This is a genomic window from Gordonia sp. 'Campus' (genome assembly GCF_022206305.1).
Classification (GTDB): Bacteria; Actinomycetota; Actinomycetes; order Mycobacteriales; family Mycobacteriaceae; genus Gordonia.
This window is the reverse complement of record NZ_JAKOIW010000006.1, coordinates 150,266-166,874: the sequence shown is the minus strand read 5'-3', so window position 1 is coordinate 166,874 and position 16,609 is coordinate 150,266. Positions and strand designations below refer to the sequence as shown.

General features: G+C 67.6%; 13 protein-coding genes. 7 read left to right on the top strand and 6 right to left on the bottom strand.

What is annotated here, in order from left to right:
* Positions 1-12 precede the first annotated feature (12 nt).
* The gene (locus MAY35_RS09060; RefSeq protein WP_238420897.1) at positions 13-936 is read right to left on the bottom strand and encodes a diiron oxygenase; all 924 of its coding nucleotides are present in this window, start codon (positions 934-936) and stop codon (positions 13-15) included.
* Between the two features lie 152 nt (positions 937-1,088).
* Here MAY35_RS09060 and MAY35_RS09055 point away from each other — a divergent pair, with 152 nt between their 5' ends.
* The 4 genes from MAY35_RS09055 to MAY35_RS09040 all read left to right on the top strand — a co-directional run bounded on the left by MAY35_RS09055 (position 1,089) and on the right by MAY35_RS09040 (position 6,144).
* Positions 1,089-2,513, top strand: coding sequence for an FAD-binding oxidoreductase (locus tag MAY35_RS09055; protein ID WP_238420895.1), 1,425 nt, complete (start codon positions 1,089-1,091; stop codon positions 2,511-2,513).
* Between the two features lie 65 nt (positions 2,514-2,578).
* Positions 2,579-3,340 (top strand): decaprenylphospho-beta-D-erythro-pentofuranosid-2-ulose 2-reductase, encoded by a 762-nt coding sequence (locus tag MAY35_RS09050; protein ID WP_238420892.1) that lies wholly within the window; start codon positions 2,579-2,581, stop codon positions 3,338-3,340.
* 12 nt (positions 3,341-3,352) lie between these two features.
* Entirely contained in the window at positions 3,353-5,359 is a 2,007-nt protein-coding gene (locus tag MAY35_RS09045; RefSeq protein ID WP_281063117.1) for a galactan 5-O-arabinofuranosyltransferase, read from the top strand.
* A gap of 5 nt (positions 5,360-5,364) precedes the next feature.
* Positions 5,365-6,144, top strand: coding sequence for an MBL fold metallo-hydrolase (locus MAY35_RS09040; protein ID WP_238420890.1), 780 nt, complete (start codon positions 5,365-5,367; stop codon positions 6,142-6,144).
* A gap of 25 nt (positions 6,145-6,169) precedes the next feature.
* Here the strand turns inward: MAY35_RS09040 and MAY35_RS09035 are convergent, their stop codons facing one another.
* Positions 6,170-6,850, bottom strand: coding sequence for a nitroreductase (locus MAY35_RS09035; protein WP_238420888.1), 681 nt, complete (start codon positions 6,848-6,850; stop codon positions 6,170-6,172).
* A 241-nt stretch (positions 6,851-7,091) separates the two neighbouring features.
* Here MAY35_RS09035 and MAY35_RS09030 point away from each other — a divergent pair, with 241 nt between their 5' ends.
* The gene (locus MAY35_RS09030) at positions 7,092-9,668 is read left to right on the top strand and encodes an AMP-binding protein (RefSeq protein ID WP_374237936.1); all 2,577 of its coding nucleotides are present in this window, start codon (positions 7,092-7,094) and stop codon (positions 9,666-9,668) included.
* A 244-nt stretch (positions 9,669-9,912) separates the two neighbouring features.
* Here the strand turns inward: MAY35_RS09030 and MAY35_RS09025 are convergent, their stop codons facing one another.
* From MAY35_RS09025 to MAY35_RS09015, 3 genes are all read right to left on the bottom strand, one after another.
* Positions 9,913-10,230: a metalloregulator ArsR/SmtB family transcription factor gene (locus MAY35_RS09025; protein ID WP_238420884.1), complete on the bottom strand. Its 318-nt coding sequence runs from the start codon at positions 10,228-10,230 to the stop codon at positions 9,913-9,915.
* Positions 10,223-10,705, bottom strand: a complete 483-nt coding sequence (locus MAY35_RS09020) for an SRPBCC domain-containing protein (RefSeq protein WP_238420881.1) — start codon at positions 10,703-10,705, stop codon at positions 10,223-10,225. The genes MAY35_RS09025 and MAY35_RS09020 overlap by 8 nt, the downstream gene beginning before the upstream one ends.
* Positions 10,706-10,825: 120 nt before the next feature.
* Positions 10,826-11,722 carry an oxygenase MpaB family protein gene (locus MAY35_RS09015; RefSeq protein WP_238421049.1) on the bottom strand — a complete coding sequence of 299 codons (897 nt, stop codon included), beginning with the start codon at positions 11,720-11,722 and terminating at the stop codon, positions 10,826-10,828.
* Between the two features lie 141 nt (positions 11,723-11,863).
* On the opposite strand from MAY35_RS09015, the gene MAY35_RS09010 reads away from it, so the two are divergent.
* Positions 11,864-12,436 carry a TetR/AcrR family transcriptional regulator gene (locus MAY35_RS09010; RefSeq protein ID WP_238420879.1) on the top strand — a complete coding sequence of 191 codons (573 nt, stop codon included), beginning with the start codon at positions 11,864-11,866 and terminating at the stop codon, positions 12,434-12,436.
* A gap of 163 nt (positions 12,437-12,599) precedes the next feature.
* On the opposite strand, the gene aroQ is transcribed toward MAY35_RS09010, so the two are convergent.
* Complete coding sequence (gene aroQ / locus MAY35_RS09005) at positions 12,600-13,058, bottom strand: type II 3-dehydroquinate dehydratase (RefSeq protein ID WP_238420877.1); 459 nt, start codon at positions 13,056-13,058, stop codon at positions 12,600-12,602.
* Positions 13,059-13,192: 134 nt separating this feature from the next.
* Between aroQ and MAY35_RS09000 the strand changes: the two genes are divergently transcribed.
* Positions 13,193-16,564, top strand: a complete 3,372-nt coding sequence (locus MAY35_RS09000; protein ID WP_238420875.1) for an arabinosyltransferase domain-containing protein — start codon at positions 13,193-13,195, stop codon at positions 16,562-16,564.
* Positions 16,565-16,609 lie beyond the last annotated feature (45 nt).

The following is a 16,609-nucleotide window of genomic DNA, read 5'->3' as shown; positions in this document are numbered from 1 at the left end:
TGTCGTCGCACGTCAGAGCATGTGCACCTTGCGGTAGATGCGCGCCGCGGGGCGGGTCAGCAGACCGACGTCGTCGAGAAACGCCATCAGGTGCGCGCAACCCGAGCGGACCATCGACTGGAAATGGTGGTTGCGTCGCATCTCCCCCACCGCGCGGCGGTGGTCCAGGCCGGCGTCGGCGTAGGCCTTCGGTCTGACGAGGCTCACGAGGATGTACGACACGGCCATCGCGGTGAGGACCGCACTGAACTGCCGACGCGCCCAGTTCGCCTGCCGCATCGACTGGCGGACCTCCTCGCGGGCGAAACGCATGTGCCGCGACTCCTCCAGGACGTGGATCTCGTTCACCGTGCGCACGAGCGGCAGCACGCGCTCGTCGCGCATGCACCCGCGCTGCAGCACGTCGAGCACCTCCTCGGCGGCCAGGATTCCGGCGTACGCGACCTCGCTGCCCGCCACCCTCATGAACACCTTGCCGAAGCGGCCCAGGCGCGGATGTGGCGTGTAGCTGGTCCCGGTCAGCTTGTGTGAGGTCTTGGCGAACATCAGCGAGTGCCGGCACTCGTCGGCGACCTCGGTCAGCGCGAACTGGAACTCCGGGCGGTGGTAGTTCCCGAGATACTGGTCACGGATGACCATCGCCTGCAGCATCATCTCGAACCAGATGCCGATGCTCATGATCGACGCGGTCTCGTGCCGGGTGAGGGCGATCCGCTGCTGTTCGCTCATCTCGTCCCAGTACGCGGTGCCGTACAGCGTCGACCATTCCGGGCTGCAGCCGTACTTGCCCGGATCCAGCGGCGCATCCCAGTCGATCTCGGTCAGCGCATTGCGCGACAGCCGCGCCGCGGACAGCAGCAGTCGCTCGGACACCTCGTCGACACCGTCGTCGGACCGGCTGGCTTCGTCGCGAACCAGATCTCTGAGTGCTTCCATGTCGGACTCCTCGCCCTGCGCGCGTGCTCAACCTCTTGTGATGCATGCCACCACGGATCGTGCCATTCGTCAATGGTGCGTTGCGTGGTGGCGACTGACTCGTGTGGCCGGACGGTCCGTGCGGCAGGCCGACCCGGGTACCCTCTCTAGCGATGTCTACTGAAGAGTTGTTGCCGATCACCACCCGCAAGCTGGTGGGCTGGTCTCGCACCACCCCGATCGAGGGTCACGTCCTGTCCACGCCATACCCCGAGGTCATCGCCGAGGCGGTGGCGAGGGTCGCCGACGACAACGCGGACAAGCCCGACTACCTCAAGCGCGGCGTCATCGCGCGAGGCCTCGGCCGGTCGTACAACGAGTCGGGCCAGAACAGCGGCGGACTCACGATCGACATGACACCGCTCACGCGGATCTACGCGATCGACGACGAGTCGGCGACGGTCGACGTCGACGCCGGTGTCTCCCTGGACGCCCTCATGCAGGCCGCGCTCCCCCACGGCCTGTGGGTGCCGGTCCTCCCGGGAACCCGCCAGGTCACCGTCGGCGGCGCGATCGCCCACGACATCCACGGCAAGAACCACCACAGCCAGGGCAGCTTCGGCAACCACGTGGTCGAGATGCAGCTGCTGGTCGCCGACGGGCGCATCCTGACGCTGACCCCCGGCGGCTCGAGCGACGATCCCGACGGCGAACTCTTCTGGGCGACGGTCGGCGGCATCGGCCTGACCGGCATCGTGTTGCGTGCGCGAATCCAGATGAAGCGCACCGAGAGTGCGTACTTCATCGCCGACACCGCGCGCACCGGGTCGCTGCAGGAAACCCTGGACCTCCACCTGCAAGACGGCTTCGAGGACGGATACGAGTACGCGTCGGGATGGTTCGACACCATCAGCGCGCCCCCCAAGCTCGGACGAGGCACGTTCTCGCGCGGCAATCTCGCTCGCGTGGACGAACTCCCGGAGAAGTACCGCGACAATCCGCTGTCGTTCAACAACAAACCACTCGTACGATTCCCCGACATCTTTCCGCGCGGGCTGGCCAACAAGCTCAGCTTCTCCGCGGTCGGCGAGGCGTACTACCGAATCGGCCCGCCCAGCGAGGGCAAGGTCAAGAATTTGGCGCAGTTCTATCACATGCTCGACGTCTTCGGTGACTGGAACAACGCCTACGGTCGTGGCGGCGGCTTCTGCCAGTACCAGTTCATCGTGCCGACGGGCAACGAGGGCGAGTTCACCGCGCTCATCGAACACATCCAGGCGTCCGGCCACGTCAGCTTCCTCAACGTCATCAAGCTGTTCGGCGAGGGCAACCGGGCACCCTTGAGCTTCCCGTTCAAAGGCTGGAACGTGTGCCTCGACTTCCCGGTCAAGGCCGGTCTCGCCGAGTTCCTCAACGACCTCGACCGTCGTGTCATGGCGATGGGCGGCCGCCTCTACACCGCCAAGGACTCACGCACCTCCGCGGAGAGCTTCCACGCGATGTACCCCGAGATCGACAAGTGGATCGCGACGCGGCGTCGCGTGGACCCCAATCGGGTGTTCATGTCGGACATGGGCCGCCGACTCGAACTCGCCTGAGCTCCAGCCCTTTCCGACGCATCCGTGCGCACCCGACCTGCACGTCACCGAAAGCGAGTACACACATGATGAACGCCGTGGGCGTCCCCCAATCCATCCTGGTCCTGGGCGGTAGCTCCGAGATCGGGCTCGCCATCACCGCCGAGTACCTGAGCAAAGGACCGGCCCGGGTCATCCTCGCCACCCTGCCGGGCGACCCGACCGCCGCGGCCGCCGTCCAGACGGCCAAGGACGCCGGCGCCACCGAGGTCACCCAGATCGATTTCGACGCCCGCGCCACCGATACCCACCGCGCCGTCATCGACAAGGCCTTCGCCGATGGTGACGTCGACGTCGCCATCGTCGCCTTCGGTATCCAGGGCGACGACGAGCAGGCGTGGCAGGATCACGGCCTCGCGGTCGCCGAGGCCGAGATCAACTACACCGCCGCCGTTTCGGTCGGCGTCCTGCTCGGCGAGAAGATGAAGGCCCAGGGTCACGGCCAGATCATCGCGATGAGTTCGGTCGCCGGTGAGCGCGTCCGTCGCAGCAACTTCGTCTACGGCTCGACCAAGGCCGGCCTCGACGGCTTCTACCTCGGCCTCGGAGAGGCCCTGCGTCCCTTCGGCGCTCGCGTGCTCGTCATCCGACCGGGCCAGGTCCGCACCCGGTTGTCGGCGCATGTCAAGGAAGCTCCGCTCACGGTCGACAAGGAAGACGTGGGCCGCCTCGCGGTCGCCGCGGCCACCAAGGGCAAGGAGATCGTCTGGGTCCCCGGCCCGTTCCGCTACATCATGATGGTGCTCCGCCACATCCCGCGGCCGGTCTTCCGCAAGCTGCCGATCTGACGCCTGTCGACGATGACGCATCCCGCCACCACTGACAGCTCCGACGCCACAGCAACGACCGACGACGACAACCAGGGCCGGCCCGGAACGAGGGCCGGATACGCGCGTACGGCACTGGGATTGGTCGTCGCCGTGGTGGTCGGTGGCGTCGTGTCGATGGCGGGACTGACGGCGATCGGCACCGTCGACTGGCCGGCGTTCAACTCCTCGAACGTCACCCGGTCGCTCACGACCGCCGGGCAGGTGCTGGCCATCGCCATCCTGGTGGTGGCCGCATTGCTCTACCGGTACGGAAAAGGCCGCCTGCTGGTACCGGTACTGTCGGCGGCCGCGATGTCCGGGTTCGTCACGGTGACCATCGGGATGCCCTTGGGCGCAACACGTCTTTACCTCTTCGGGTTGTCGGTCGACCAGGAGTTCCGCACCGAGTACCTGACACGGATGACGTCGAGCCCGCATCTGGCGGACATGACCTACACCGACCTGCCGCCGTACTATCCGGCCGGATGGTTCTGGTGGGGCGGCCGATTCGCCAACCTCCTCGGGCAGCCCGGGTGGGAGGCGTACAAATCCTGGGCGATCCTGTCGATGGCGGTGGCCGCGGCCGTGGGTGTCGTCCTCTTCATCCGCATGTTCGGCGCCGATCGCGGTGTGGCCCTTGGTCTCGCGGTCACGACCGTCACCCTCCTCTACGCCTCGCCGGAACCGTATGCCGCAATCCTGGTGCTGGTCGGTACGCCGATGCTGATCACGCTGACGTATGCGCTCCGGGGCCGGACACGCGCCGCCGAGGGCCCGGCCGGGCCGTTACGCGGCTCCACCAGCTGGCCTGCAGTCGTGGCTTCGGGTGTGTTCCTGGGGATCTCCGCCGCGACCTACACCCTGTACACCGGACTCTTCGCTCTCACCGCCATCGTCCTGGCGGGCTATTTCGTCCTGCAGGGTTGGTTTGCTGCGGGCAACAAGGCCACCCTGCCCGCCACCGTGAGGTCTCGGCGACGTGCCGTCTCGGTGGCCGTCCTCGGTCGGCTCGTCGCTGTCGGGGTCATCTCCGGCCTGATCGCCCTGCTCGTCTGGGCACCGTACCTCTGGGCCCGGATCACCAACACCCCCGCCAGCGGCGGGACGGCCGAACACTATCTGCCGGAACGCGGTTCGGTCCTGCCGCTACCGATGTTCGGACTGAACCTGCTGGGCGCGATCACGATGATCGGCCTCATCTGGATCCTGCTGCGGTTCCGGACGCGGACGGTCGCTGTCGCCATGGGCGCTGTGGTCGTCACGGTGTACGTGTTCTGCTTGCTGTCGATGCTGATGACCGCGCTGGGGTCCACGCTGCTGTCGTTCCGTCTAGAGCCCATCCTGGTCGCGGCGCTCAGCACGGCCGGCGTCCTGGGCGTCGTCGACATCGCGCACTGGGCGGTCCGCCGCCTGGGCGACGTACGCGTGGTCGTGGGTGCGCTCGCGGTCCTGTCCGCGATTGCGATGGCACAGGGCATCCCGGGTCATCTCGCCACCGAGATCACCACGGCCTACACCGACACCGACGGTTATGGCGAGCGCGCCGATGCCCGTCCGGCCGGTGCGGAATCGTACTTCGGTGAGCTCGACAAGCTGATCCGAGAACAAACCGGCAAGACGCGCACCGACAACGTCGTCCTCACCGCCGACTTCGGCTTCCTCTCGATCTACCCCTACTGGGGCTTCCAGGGACTGACCTCCCACTACGCGAACCCGCTCGCCGAATTCGACAAGCGCGCAGCCGCCATCGCCCGCTGGGCGGAGACCGAGAACGCCGACCAACTCGTCGACGCGCTCGACCGGTCACCGTGGACACCGCCGAATGTGTTCCTCTTCCGTTACAGCGCTGACGGTTACACCCTGCGGCTCGCCGAGGACGTCTACCCGAACGACCCGAACGTGAAGCGATACACCGTCACCTTCGATCCGACGGTCTTCGACGACCCGCGTTTCCAGGTCACCGAGGTCGGCCCGTTCGTCCTCGTCGTCCGGAGGTGACGCCGATGCGCCTACCCTTCGGCCGCACCCGCCCGATGACGATCTCGAGCATCGAGGCCGAGTCGTCGACAACGCATTTCGTGCACACCGACGTCGTGAACTGGGTCCTGCTCGAACAGCATGGGCAGCTGACCCTCATCGACGGCGGATACCCCGGCCAGGCCGACCAGGTCATCGAGTCCATCGAGCGAATCGGACGCTCAGCCGAGGACATTCGCGGCGCGCTGCTCACCCACGCCCACGTCGACCATGTCGGCGGCCTCGCCCGACTACAGGCGCGGTTCGGCTTCGACGTGTACATGGATCACGTCGAGGTGGATCACGCGTTGCGTCGGCACCTCCAGCAGGCCAATGCTCTGAATCTCGCACCGCAGGCGGTGAATCCCCGGTTGTGGTCGTGGCTCATGAAAACCGTTCCGCTCGGGGTCCTCGATCGCTCGGGACTCGCCGAGGCGTCGTCGTTCCCCGCCGATCGGCACGAGCCGCTCGACCTCCCCGGAGCGCCGGTTCCCGTGTCCAGCCCCGGCCACACCGACGGTCACAGCGCCTACCTCGTCGCCGGAGGACGAGCCCTGGTCTCGGGGGACGCCCTGGTCAGCGACCATGAATTGTCGCGATTCACCGGGCCGCAGTGCATTCCCTCCCTCTTCCAACACGACGAGCCCACCGCACGTCGCAGTGTGGAACGGTTCACCGATCTCGACGCCGACATCCTGTTGCCCGGGCACGGTCCGATCCATCGAGGCAGCGTGGCCGCCGCAGCGCGCGAGGCGCTGGCACGCTGATCTGTGCGGCGCGGTCGCGGGACCGCTAATCCCCGAAGCCGACGAACGTGGGGGCCTCGTCGACCGACTTGCGTTCGGAGACCACGGAATTGGCGGGGAACGTCTCGTCCGGCCAGCCCAGCGCGATGCTCTTCATGATGACCTGGTCGTCCGGGATCCCCGCATGCTCCCTCACCACCGGTGACTGCATGATGCCCTGGCTGTTGATGACGGCACCGAGGCCGCGGGACCAGGCGGCGTTGACCAGCGCGGTGGACACCGCGCCACAGTCGAATGGTGTGTCGTCGCTGCCGTCCAGGATTCGGTCGTAGGTCACGATCACGCAGACCGGGGCGTCGAACTGCCGGAACCCGCGCAGTACCCAGTCGTGGCGCATCTCGGTGTCCTCGCGAGCGATGCCCATCGCGCCGAACAGCTGCTTGGCCACCTGGACCTGGCGGTCCCGATGCGGGCCCGTGAAGCGCTCGGCTCCCGTGCGGAACTCGCGCGAATGCGGCACGCCGGCCAGATTGCGCTCGGTGTTGCCCGCACGGATGCGGTCCAGTGGCTCGCCGGTGATGACGTGGAAGTTCCAGGGCTGGGTGTTCATCGACGACGGGGCGCGCATGGCGAGGGCGAGGATCTCCTCGATCAGTTCTCGCGGGACAGGGTCGGGCTTGAACCCGCGGATACTCCGACGCCCCATGATCACATCGTCGAACTGCACGTCATTCTCTCCTCGCACGCGGACCGAACGGCTCCACCTTACTGAGCACAGGTGTTACCCCCGCCACGTTCCGCACCTCCGACCGTGCCGATCGATCGTACAAAGGGTAGGTTTACCTGAGAAGCTGACGGGACCGGGGGAGGGGCCGAGTTCCGCACGGCGTGGCATCGTCGCCCGGGGTCGAGCACCGCGGCCCGCCCATGACCGTAAACACTCCCGTCACATGGGGAAGTTCGAGGACATGACCAGCGACAACTGCCTGGATACCAGTCTGTCTCCCACGCCCGGCGCATCTGATGCCGACGAGACGACCACCGTCGCCGCCCGGTGGCGAGCCATTGCCGCGAGCCGCGGTGACGCGCTCGCAATCCGCACGCCGGAGCAGTCGATCACCTTCGCGGAGGCCGCTTCTCGAGTGGAGTACCTCGCTCGGGAGATCGTCGCCACCACGCCGGTGAACTGCCCACTGGCCGTGGACATCGAATCCGACATCGATTCGGTGGTCGCCATGCTCGCCGTCCTGTGTTCGGGGCGTCCGCTCGTCCTCCTCGACCCGTTCCTGCCCGACGACCGGCGCGAAACCGTTCTCCGGCTCTCCGACGCGCGCCTCGTGGACACCGCGGACCGCGGCGCGTCGACCGTCGAAGTCGCGACGGGCCGCGCGACCGGTCCCGGTCCCGACGACCCGGCCGTGCTCCTGTTCACCTCGGGCTCCACCGGGACCCCGAAGGGTGTCGTGCTGTCCCAGAAGATGCCGGTCAATCACGCCCGCGACGGCCGGCGGTTCATGGGCCTCGGTCCCGACGACCGCGCGGCGGTTCTGCTTCCCCTCAGTTTCGGCGGCGGCCTCGACGCGATGGCGATGAGTCTCCTCAACGGAGCGACCATGCTGCTGTGGGATGTCCGCCGCCGCACCACCACCGGGCTCCGCGACTGGCTCGTCGACGAGGGCGTGACCACCGCACACTGCACCCCATCGCTGTTGCGTTCGTGGGCACGGGAACTCACGGCCGACGACGCCATCGGCAGCCTGCGACTGCTTTCCACCTGCGGTGAACCGACCCACCGCGGCGATGTGCTTCTTGCCCGCAACACTCTTGCACCCGACGCGGTTTTCTGTTGCTGGGCCGGCGCCTCGGAGGTCGGCAACCTCGCGTTCAACCTCTTCCCGCCGGACCGGCAGGTCGAGGACGGGGCGATCCCGGTCGGTTACCCGGCGTCGGACAAGCTCGTGCGGATCGTCGACGACAACGGCGTCGACCTACCCGCAGGGGCGACGGGCGAGGTGGTGGTCGAGTCCGGGCACGTCGCGTCGGGCTATCACGCCGATCCGGCGACGACCGCCACCCGCTTCGAGACCCTGCCCGACGGTCGAACCCGTTATCGCACCGGCGATCTGGGACGCATGAACGACAACGGTGAGCTCGTCCTGCTGGGTCGTGGTGACGATGCGATCAAGATCCGCGGCTACCTGGTCGAGCCACTCGAGGTGGAGGCCGCCATCCGCGCCCTGACGTGGACGACCGACGCCGTGGTCACCGCGAACCGGGACGAGGGGCGGCTGACGGCGCACGTCGCGGTCGACCCCGAGAAGTGGTCACCGTCACCGGCAGAGATCCGTCGCGAGCTCGCGAAGTCGTTGACTCCCTGGATGATTCCCCGCGACATCGTCGTCGTGACCGCGCTTCCGCGTAACGAGCGCGGCAAGGTGGACCGGGCGGCACTGCCCCCGCCACCCCCGCGGCCGGATCACGAGCCGCCACGCGGGATGACGGAGTTGGCCTTGCACCAGTTCTGGTGCGACATCCTCGGATTGGAGACCATCGGCCGCAACGAGGACTTCGTGGAGCTGGGCGGCGACTCGCTGGCCGCCGCGAAGATGCTCGCGGAGATCCAGCATCACCTGCAGTTGGACGTCAACACCGCGACGCTCGCGGAGTCGCCGACCATCGCCTCGTTCGCGCAGAGCATCGAGTCGGCTGCGAAAGAGCGGGCGAGGTCCTCGACCGGCGCAACGCTGATCCCGCTGCGCAAGGGCACCGGCACCCCGCTGTTCCTGATTGCCGGTGCCGGAAGCCTCGCCACGAGTCTCACACCGATCGTGCGCGCACTCGCCACCGACCGACCGGTGTACGGAATCCAGTCTCGTGGTGTCGAGAAGCGGGCTCGTGCAGATCATTCCGTACGCGCCGCAGCGCGCCGCGCGATCACCGACATCCGGTCGGTCCAACCGCATGGGCCCTACCAGATCGGCGGATACTCCCTCGGCGGGTTCGTCGCGATGGAGGTTGCCGCCCAGCTGACCGCGGCCGGCGAGCAGTGCGGTCCGGTCATCGTGCTCGACTCGCTGTTCGACGCGGCACTTGCGCGCCGTGTGCGCGGAGACAGGGTCGGCGTCGTCGCACGACTCAGTTCCCGACGCACGGCCGCCGAGGGGAACCAGCTTCCCGACCGCAGCGGTGACGACGAGAAGCCGGCGACCGCTCCGCTACCGCAACGCATGATCCAAGAAGCGGTGCTGGCCGTGCTGGTCCAGACCGCGGGTGTCATCCGACTGTCGACGCCGGTGCAGTGGGTCGTGTTCTTCCGGTTGGGTACTCGCATGATCCGGCGATACCGGCCGCGCGCCTACGACGGCGCAGTGGCGGTCATCCGCGCCCGGACCAACCCCGACGATCCCGGCCTGTGGCATCGGATGACGTCGGGCGAGGTCACCGTCCGCGACGTCGGCGGCGACCACATCTCGATGATCCGCGCCCCACACGCCGCGGACACCGCCCGCGCCATCGACGACGTGCTGGGGTCGATCGAGCGGTAGTCGCGGTCTGAGGGGAAAGCTTGACGCGCTCCCTGAGGTGCGCCCCGCCTCCGCCCCCTGAGGTGCGAGCGAAGCGAGCCTCGAAGGGCGCGAACCCGCCTCCGCCCCCTGAGGTGCGAGCGAAGCGAGCCTCGAAGGGCGCGAACCCTTCGTGGCTCTTCGCTTGCGCTCCTCACACCTCAGGGATCGGGGTCTCCCTTACGCTCCTCACACCTCAGGGATCGGAGGGTTTCGCCTGGGGTCCTCACACCTCTTCGGCCCGCGACTTGATGGCCGCCAGGCGGCGATCCCATCCGCGTGCGATCGTCTCGAGTTGCCTTGCGATGCGGGACAGCTCAGCACCGACAGCCTCGTAGCGGATCTCCCGGCCGGCCCGGGACGACGTCACGAGCCCCGCCGCGGTGAGGACCGCGAGGTGCTTGGCGATCGCCTGCCTGCTGATCGGGAGTTCGGCGGCGAGACCCGACGCCGACGCCGGCTCGGAACCCAGTTTCGTCAGGATCTCCCACCGGCTCTCGTCGGACAACGCGGCGAAGATCTCGACCGGGACGACGTCAGGCACGGACACCGCCGAGATGCGTTCGCGCCAACTCGAGTTCGATGGTCCAGCCCTCGTTGTTGCCGTCGAACCGTGCGCGTCGTTCGACATCTGTTCCGGGCAGAGACGCGAAACCCGACTCCACGACCCTGAGGAGGACGCCGGAGTCCGCCGGCGTGATCCAGAACTCGACCAGCGTCGAATCCGACTGCGGGTCAGCGGCGTCGGCGAGCCAGCGGAAAGCGGCGTAACGCGGCTCGTCGAGTTCGACGGTGCGGAAGGTGAAGGCGCCGTGAACCGGGTCGTGGACGGTCGACAGGTCTCCGTCGCGGTCGATCCGATGGTCGGTGATCACCTTGTCGTTGATGAACCACCCCGGCTCACTGATCAGCGACCACACCCTCTCCGCTGGTGCATCGATCGCGATCTCGCGCTCGATACGGTCGAAATCGGCTGCGACCGAATCGGTCACGTTGCTCGCTTGCGTGTTCTCACTCATCGATGCTCCCTCGCTGCGGTTATTACTGCAACCCAATGGTTGCACTAATAGCGTCCCGCCGCAACGGTCCGGAGCAACAGAACTGCCTTCTCCGTAGATGCGCAGAGACGAGATCGGGCCCTAGCCCCCGGCCGGAGCGGCTTGCCGGGCAGGCTCGGCCGGGAGGTGGCGAACCGGGCAGCCACCGGCGAACGTGCCGAGCTTCTCGACGTCGAAGCCGTTCGGATAGCTGCGGATTCGCGGCATCTCCGACACGTGCTGCGGCGTGCGACGGGCCGGCAGGGAAGCCACCAGTCGGCCACGCGCCTTGAGTCCACCGATCGACAACAACCGCGCGACACGTCCAGGTCGGCGGTAGCGGAACGACTCGAGCAACGCGTCATCCATCAGCGATCGACTGAAGACGTCGATCACCGGCGCGAGCGGCCTGGGATAGAACGAGGCGAGCAGGCTTTTGGTGGCATCGGCGACACGGCGACCACCGTCGTCGAATGCGAAATGCTCGCGCTCGTAGGCATCCATCAGGGTCTCGAAGCCGCGGTAGTCCTCGGGGATCTCCTTGATCCCCATGTGCCGCCCGAGGGTGCGGTAGTAGTTCACCGACGCGATCACCTCGTCGTCGGTCAGGGTCCGCCAGCCGTAGTCGTCGATCCAGCGCTTCGGGACGACCACGAATGTCGACAGGACGTACCGCATGTCGTCGTTGCTGATGTCGTACATCCGGTGCATCTGGTTGATCCGTCGGATCGCCGACTTCCCGCGGCTGCTGTCGAAGCCGTCCAGGAGCGGCACCTCCAACAGGAGCGAGGTGTCGTCGTAACGCTTCTGCGTGTCGACCGTGAATGCGCGCGTCTCGTCGAGCAGCCGACCGATGCTCGGCACCGCGTACGTGCGGAACAGCGCGAAGCTCAGCGCTTGATTGATGTCCCACGGAAAGTCGAAGGTCGACAGATTTCGGTAGATCTCGTGGAACTGCGTCTGCGGATCGAGTCCCTGGTTGCGGGTCGCCTTGCCCATCACATCCTCCTCAGTGAGTGCCACGTCACTGTAAGTCGACTTATAGAAATGTGCAAGGAGTCACACTCGGTGCGTCCGCGGTGCTGCGGGAGCACGGACCCCGGGGCGCCGACCTCGACATTCGTGCAGCACACTGGACCGATGGCCCCCGGCAAGAAGGCGAAACCGTCGGAGTACACCCAACGGCGTTATCTCGACGCCGGGCTGGCAATCCTCACCGACCACGGTCACGCCGGCTTGAAACTGGCGGCCATCTGCGAGGCGACCGGGACGACCACCGGGAGCTTCTACCACGCGTTCGGCAACTGGGCAGAGTACCGATCCGCCCTCATCCGGTACTGGCGCGACGAGCAGAGCCAGCGGCTGATCGCCGGGGCTCGTGACATCACCGATCCACGCGAGCGCCTCGACGCCCTGACCGACATCGGCCTACGGCTACCGCACACGACCGAAGCCGCGATCCGGGTGTGGGCCGCGCACGACCCCGAAGTGCTCGCCATCCAGCACACCGTGGACCGCGAGCGTCGCGACATCATCGCGGCCACCTACGAGGAGGTGCTCCACGATCGCGACGAAGCCGAGGAGTTCGCCACCGCGGCAATGTATCTGCTGATCGGCTTCGAGAGCGGCACGCTGCATTCCCACCAGGCACTGGTCAAGGGCTTCCGCACGATCCTCGAGCGCGCTCTCGAATCATCCGTCGAGTCACCATGACTCGACGCGCCTAGGTCTCCGGCGCGATCGCAACGCGCACAGTCGACGGGAATCGACGCCCAGTCGACGAAGAACGACGCACAGTCGACGGGAATCGGCGCCCAGTCGACGGGAATCGGCGCCCAGTCGACGGGAATCGGCGCACAGTCGACAGGGCGCGGGGTCAGCCCACGAGCTCCACGAGTCGTCGGATCGCGAACTCGTAACCACGGATTCCGTACCCGGCGATGACCCCGGCCGCGATCGATGACACGTAGGAGTGGTGCCGGAAGGCCTCGCGCTTGTGCACGTTGCTGATGTGCACCTCCATCACCGGGACTCCCGGGACGACCAGCGCGTCGACGAGCGCGACCGAGGTGTGGGTCCACCCGCCGGGATTGATGACGATGCCGCTGATCTCCCCCACGGATTCGTGGATCCAGTCGAGCATCTGACCCTCGTGGTTGGTCTGCGCAGCACGCAGCCCGTAGCCGAGTTCGGCGGCCGTGCGCTCCGCGAGATCGACGACGTCGGCGAGGGTGTCCGAACCATAGACCGCGGGCTCGCGGGTGCCCAACGTGTTCAGATTGGGCCCGTTGAGCAGCAGGATCGGCAAGGGCTCGGGTGCGGCGGCATCGGACATGGGCTTCACCTTACTGGCCCTGACCTGGCAGTCGGCGCTCGTCGACGCGGACGCCGACGGAGGCGGACACGCGTGATCGCGCCGGTAGCGCCACCGACCGGGGCGAGACGGCCCAAGGGCTACCATCTCTCTTTGTGCCAGCGCAGACCGTTCGACGAGCGAGGATCGTCGCCATCGTCACCGGCCTGCTCGGGTTCCTGCTCGCGCTCGCGACCCCCCTCATGCCGGTCCAGCAGAAGACCGCCGAGATCGACTGGCCGCAGAACGGACAGATCGGTTCGGTCGCCGCGCCGCTGATCGGTTACATGCCGGTCGACCTCGACGTGACGATCCCGTGCAGCGCCGTCGACGACCTGCCGCCGGGCGGATCGGTCCTGCTGTCGACCACCCCCAAACAGGCGGAGAAGTCGGGCGAACGCGGCCTGTTCATCCGCAAGACCGGCGCCCCCGACGCGCCCGCCGACCGGCAGGGCGTCGAAGTCGTCATCCGCAACGTCCCGCTGGTGTCGGCGACCCTGCAGGACATCCGCGACCAGGGGTGCCGGGAGATCGTCGTACACGCCGACTCCGACGCGGTGACCGCCGAGTTCGTCGGGATGACCAGCGGCGTCAAGAACGACGAGGGCGAGGACGAAACGCTCGCCGGCACGACCGAGGACAAAGAGGCCTTCAAGTACTGGCCCGACCAGCGTCCACAGGTGACCGGACTGTTCACCGACCTGACCGGTCCGGCCGCCGACATCGCCGGTCTCGACGCCCACGTCACCGTCGACTCGCGCTACAACACCGCCCCGACGATCTCCAAGTGGCTCGTCGTCATCGTCGGCGTCGCCTCGACCCTGCTGTCCCTGGCCGCACTGGCCGCGCTCGACGCCACCGACGGGCGACGCCACCGACGCATCTTCCCCGCCCGCTGGTGGCGGTTGAACGCCCGCGACTACGTGGTGATCGGAGCCCTCGTGCTGTGGCACATGATCGGACCCAACACGTCCGACGACGGATACCTGCTGACGATGTCGCGCGTCGCGCAGGACAGCGACTACACGGCCAACTACTTCCGCTGGTACGGGGCTCCCGAGGCGCCGTTCGGCTGGTACTACCAGGTCTTCGGACTGCTCAGCCACGTCTCGGTGGCGAGCCCGTGGATGCGTATACCCGCCCTGCTGTGCGGAATCCTCGTGTGGCTCATCGTGAGTCACGAAGTGTTGCCCCGACTCGGGCGCGCGGCCCTGACCCGCCCGATGGTCGCGTGGACGGCGGCCTTCACCTTCCTCGCGTGTTGGTTCCCCTTCAACAACGGTCTGCGTCCCGAGCCGATCATCTGCCTCGGCGCGCTGCTGACCTGGTGCTCGGTGGAACGCGCGATCGCCACCGGTCGCATGCTCCCGGCCGCGGTGGCCTGTCTGGTCGGCGCCTTCAGCATCGCCGCGGGACCCACCGGGCTCCTCGCCGTGGCCGCACTGATCTCCGGCGCACGTCCGATGATCATGGCGCTGATCAAGCGCGCCCGTGTCGTCGCGGAAACCTCGGGCGGTTCGTTGCGGTGGTCGTTCGTCGCGCTCATCGCGCCGATCCTCGCGGCGGGCACGTTCGTCGTCTTCGTGGTGTTCTCGAACCTCACGCTGCGGTCCTTCGTCGAGGCGTCGAGCATGAAGTCCGCGCTCGGGCCGTCGATGAGCTGGTACAACGAGATCGGTCGCTACTCGGCGCTGTTCGCGTTCTCGGCCGACGGGTCGATCGCCCGCCGTTTCGCGGTCCTGGCGATGATCCTGGGCCTGGTGGTGTCCGCGGCGGTCCTCATCCGCAAGAACCGGATTCCCGGTACGGCCATCGGCCCGACCCGCCGGATCGTGGCGATCACCTTCGCCTCGCTGGTCTTCCTCATGTTCACGCCGACCAAGTGGACGCATCACTTCGGTGTCTTCGCGGGTATCGCGGCCGCGCTGGCGGCCATCGCCGCCATCGCCGCGAGTCAGCAGTCGATGCACTCGCGACGTAACCGGACCCTGTTCTGTGCGCTCGTCCTCTTCATCGGAGGCCTGGCGTTCACCGCCCCCAACTCGTATTACTACTACTCGGCGTGGGGTATGCCGTGGGGCGTCGAGCAGGTCAAGATCGGCGGCATCATGCTCGGCAGCGTGCTGCTCTACGCGGCGCTGGCCCTGCTGCTCGTCGCACTCTGGTTCCACTTCCGCGAACCGTTCACCGGCACCGACCCACACCCTCACCTCGTCGACGACACCGCCACCGGCGCCTCGCATCCGCGCTGGTACCGGCGCTTGTTCGCGTCGATGGCCGCGGCCCCGCTCGCCTACCTGGCCATGGCGGTCGTCGTGTTCCAGATCGTCACCGCGATCTTCGCGGGTATCCACCAGAGTTCGTCGTTCTCGGTGCCGAGGTCCAACCTGGCGGCCGTCGCGGGCAAGCCCTGCGGGATGGCGGACAAGGTCTGGGTGGAATCCGATCCCAACCGCGACATGCTCCGACCCGTCGACGCCACGCTGGACAATCCGCTCGGCGGTCCGCCGCCTGCTCCCGGGACCGCACCCGCCACCTCCGGCTTCTCCCCCAACGGCGTCCCCACCGACCTGGCCTCGACCGCGAGCGAGGGATCGCTGGGCGTCCTGTCGGGGAATGTCTGGGCCGATCCGGACATGGTGAACTCCAACCCGGGCGGCACCGGCGGCGGTGAGATCGCCGAGCCCGGCGTCAACGGCAGCACCGCAGCCCTGCCCTTCTTCCTCGATCCCGCCACGACCCCCGTCATGGGCAGCTACTCCAAACTCGACCAGGTCCCGGCGCGGCTCACCTCCGGGTGGTACGCCCTCCCGTCGGACTGGCGCGACCGTCCGCTGCTGACGATGTCGGTCGCCGGCGAGTACGACAACCCGAACGTGATGCTCGAATACACCGCCCAGCCGCTACGACCGGACACCCGCGACGGGGACCTCGAGGCCGCAGGCGAGACCGAGCTCATCGACCCGGGACCGCGGCCGGCATGGCGCAACCTGCGCTACAACACCGACGAACTGCCCTCGGACACCACCGCGGTGCGGATCGTCGCCACCGACGACAACCTCGCCGAGGATCGCTTCATCGTGCTCACCCCGCCGCGCGTCCCACAGATGGACACGTTGCAGGACGTGGTCGGCAACACCGATCCGGTGCACGTCGACTGGACCTCGGGCCTCGCGTTCCCGTGCCAGCGGCCGTTCACCCACGACGTCGGTGTCGCCGAGATCCCGAAGTGGCGCATCAAACCGGGATCGGACCTCGCGGCCGCGGTCTCGGCCTGGCAGAACAGCTTCGGTGGCGGCCCGCTCGGCTGGATCGAGGTCTCCCAGGAGGCGACGGCGCTGCCGACATATCTGATGGCCGACATCGGTCGTGACTGGGGCGCTCTCGAACGCTACGAACCGTACGGCGGCGTCGACACCCTCGCCGAGATCGAGGAGGGCACCCGGACCCGCAGCGGGTTGTGGAGTCCCGCGCCGCTGCGGCACTGAGGGCGGAGCAGGGGTGCGGGGTGGGCGCTAGGTGACCCGACACCC

Bases quoted from the DNA above. Each gene is read 5' to 3' on its own strand.
- aroQ (WP_238420877.1), bottom strand. From the start codon at position 13,058: ATGTCCGATGCCGCCGCACCCGAGCCCTTGCCGATCCTGCTGCTCAAC.
- MAY35_RS09015 (WP_238421049.1), bottom strand. From the start codon at position 11,722: ATGGGCAAGGCGACCCGCAACCAGGGACTCGATCCGCAGACGCAGTTC.
- MAY35_RS09020 (WP_238420881.1), bottom strand. From the start codon at position 10,705: ATGAGTGAGAACACGCAAGCGAGCAACGTGACCGATTCGGTCGCAGCC.
- MAY35_RS09055 (WP_238420895.1), top strand. From the start codon at position 1,089: ATGTCTACTGAAGAGTTGTTGCCGATCACCACCCGCAAGCTGGTGGGC.
- MAY35_RS09050 (WP_238420892.1), top strand. From the start codon at position 2,579: ATGATGAACGCCGTGGGCGTCCCCCAATCCATCCTGGTCCTGGGCGGT.
- MAY35_RS09030 (WP_374237936.1), top strand. From the start codon at position 7,092: ATGACCAGCGACAACTGCCTGGATACCAGTCTGTCTCCCACGCCCGGC.
- MAY35_RS09060 (WP_238420897.1), bottom strand. From the start codon at position 936: ATGGAAGCACTCAGAGATCTGGTTCGCGACGAAGCCAGCCGGTCCGAC.
- MAY35_RS09010 (WP_238420879.1), top strand. From the start codon at position 11,864: ATGGCCCCCGGCAAGAAGGCGAAACCGTCGGAGTACACCCAACGGCGT.
- MAY35_RS09045 (WP_281063117.1), top strand. From the start codon at position 3,353: ATGACGCATCCCGCCACCACTGACAGCTCCGACGCCACAGCAACGACC.
- MAY35_RS09040 (WP_238420890.1), top strand. From the start codon at position 5,365: ATGCGCCTACCCTTCGGCCGCACCCGCCCGATGACGATCTCGAGCATC.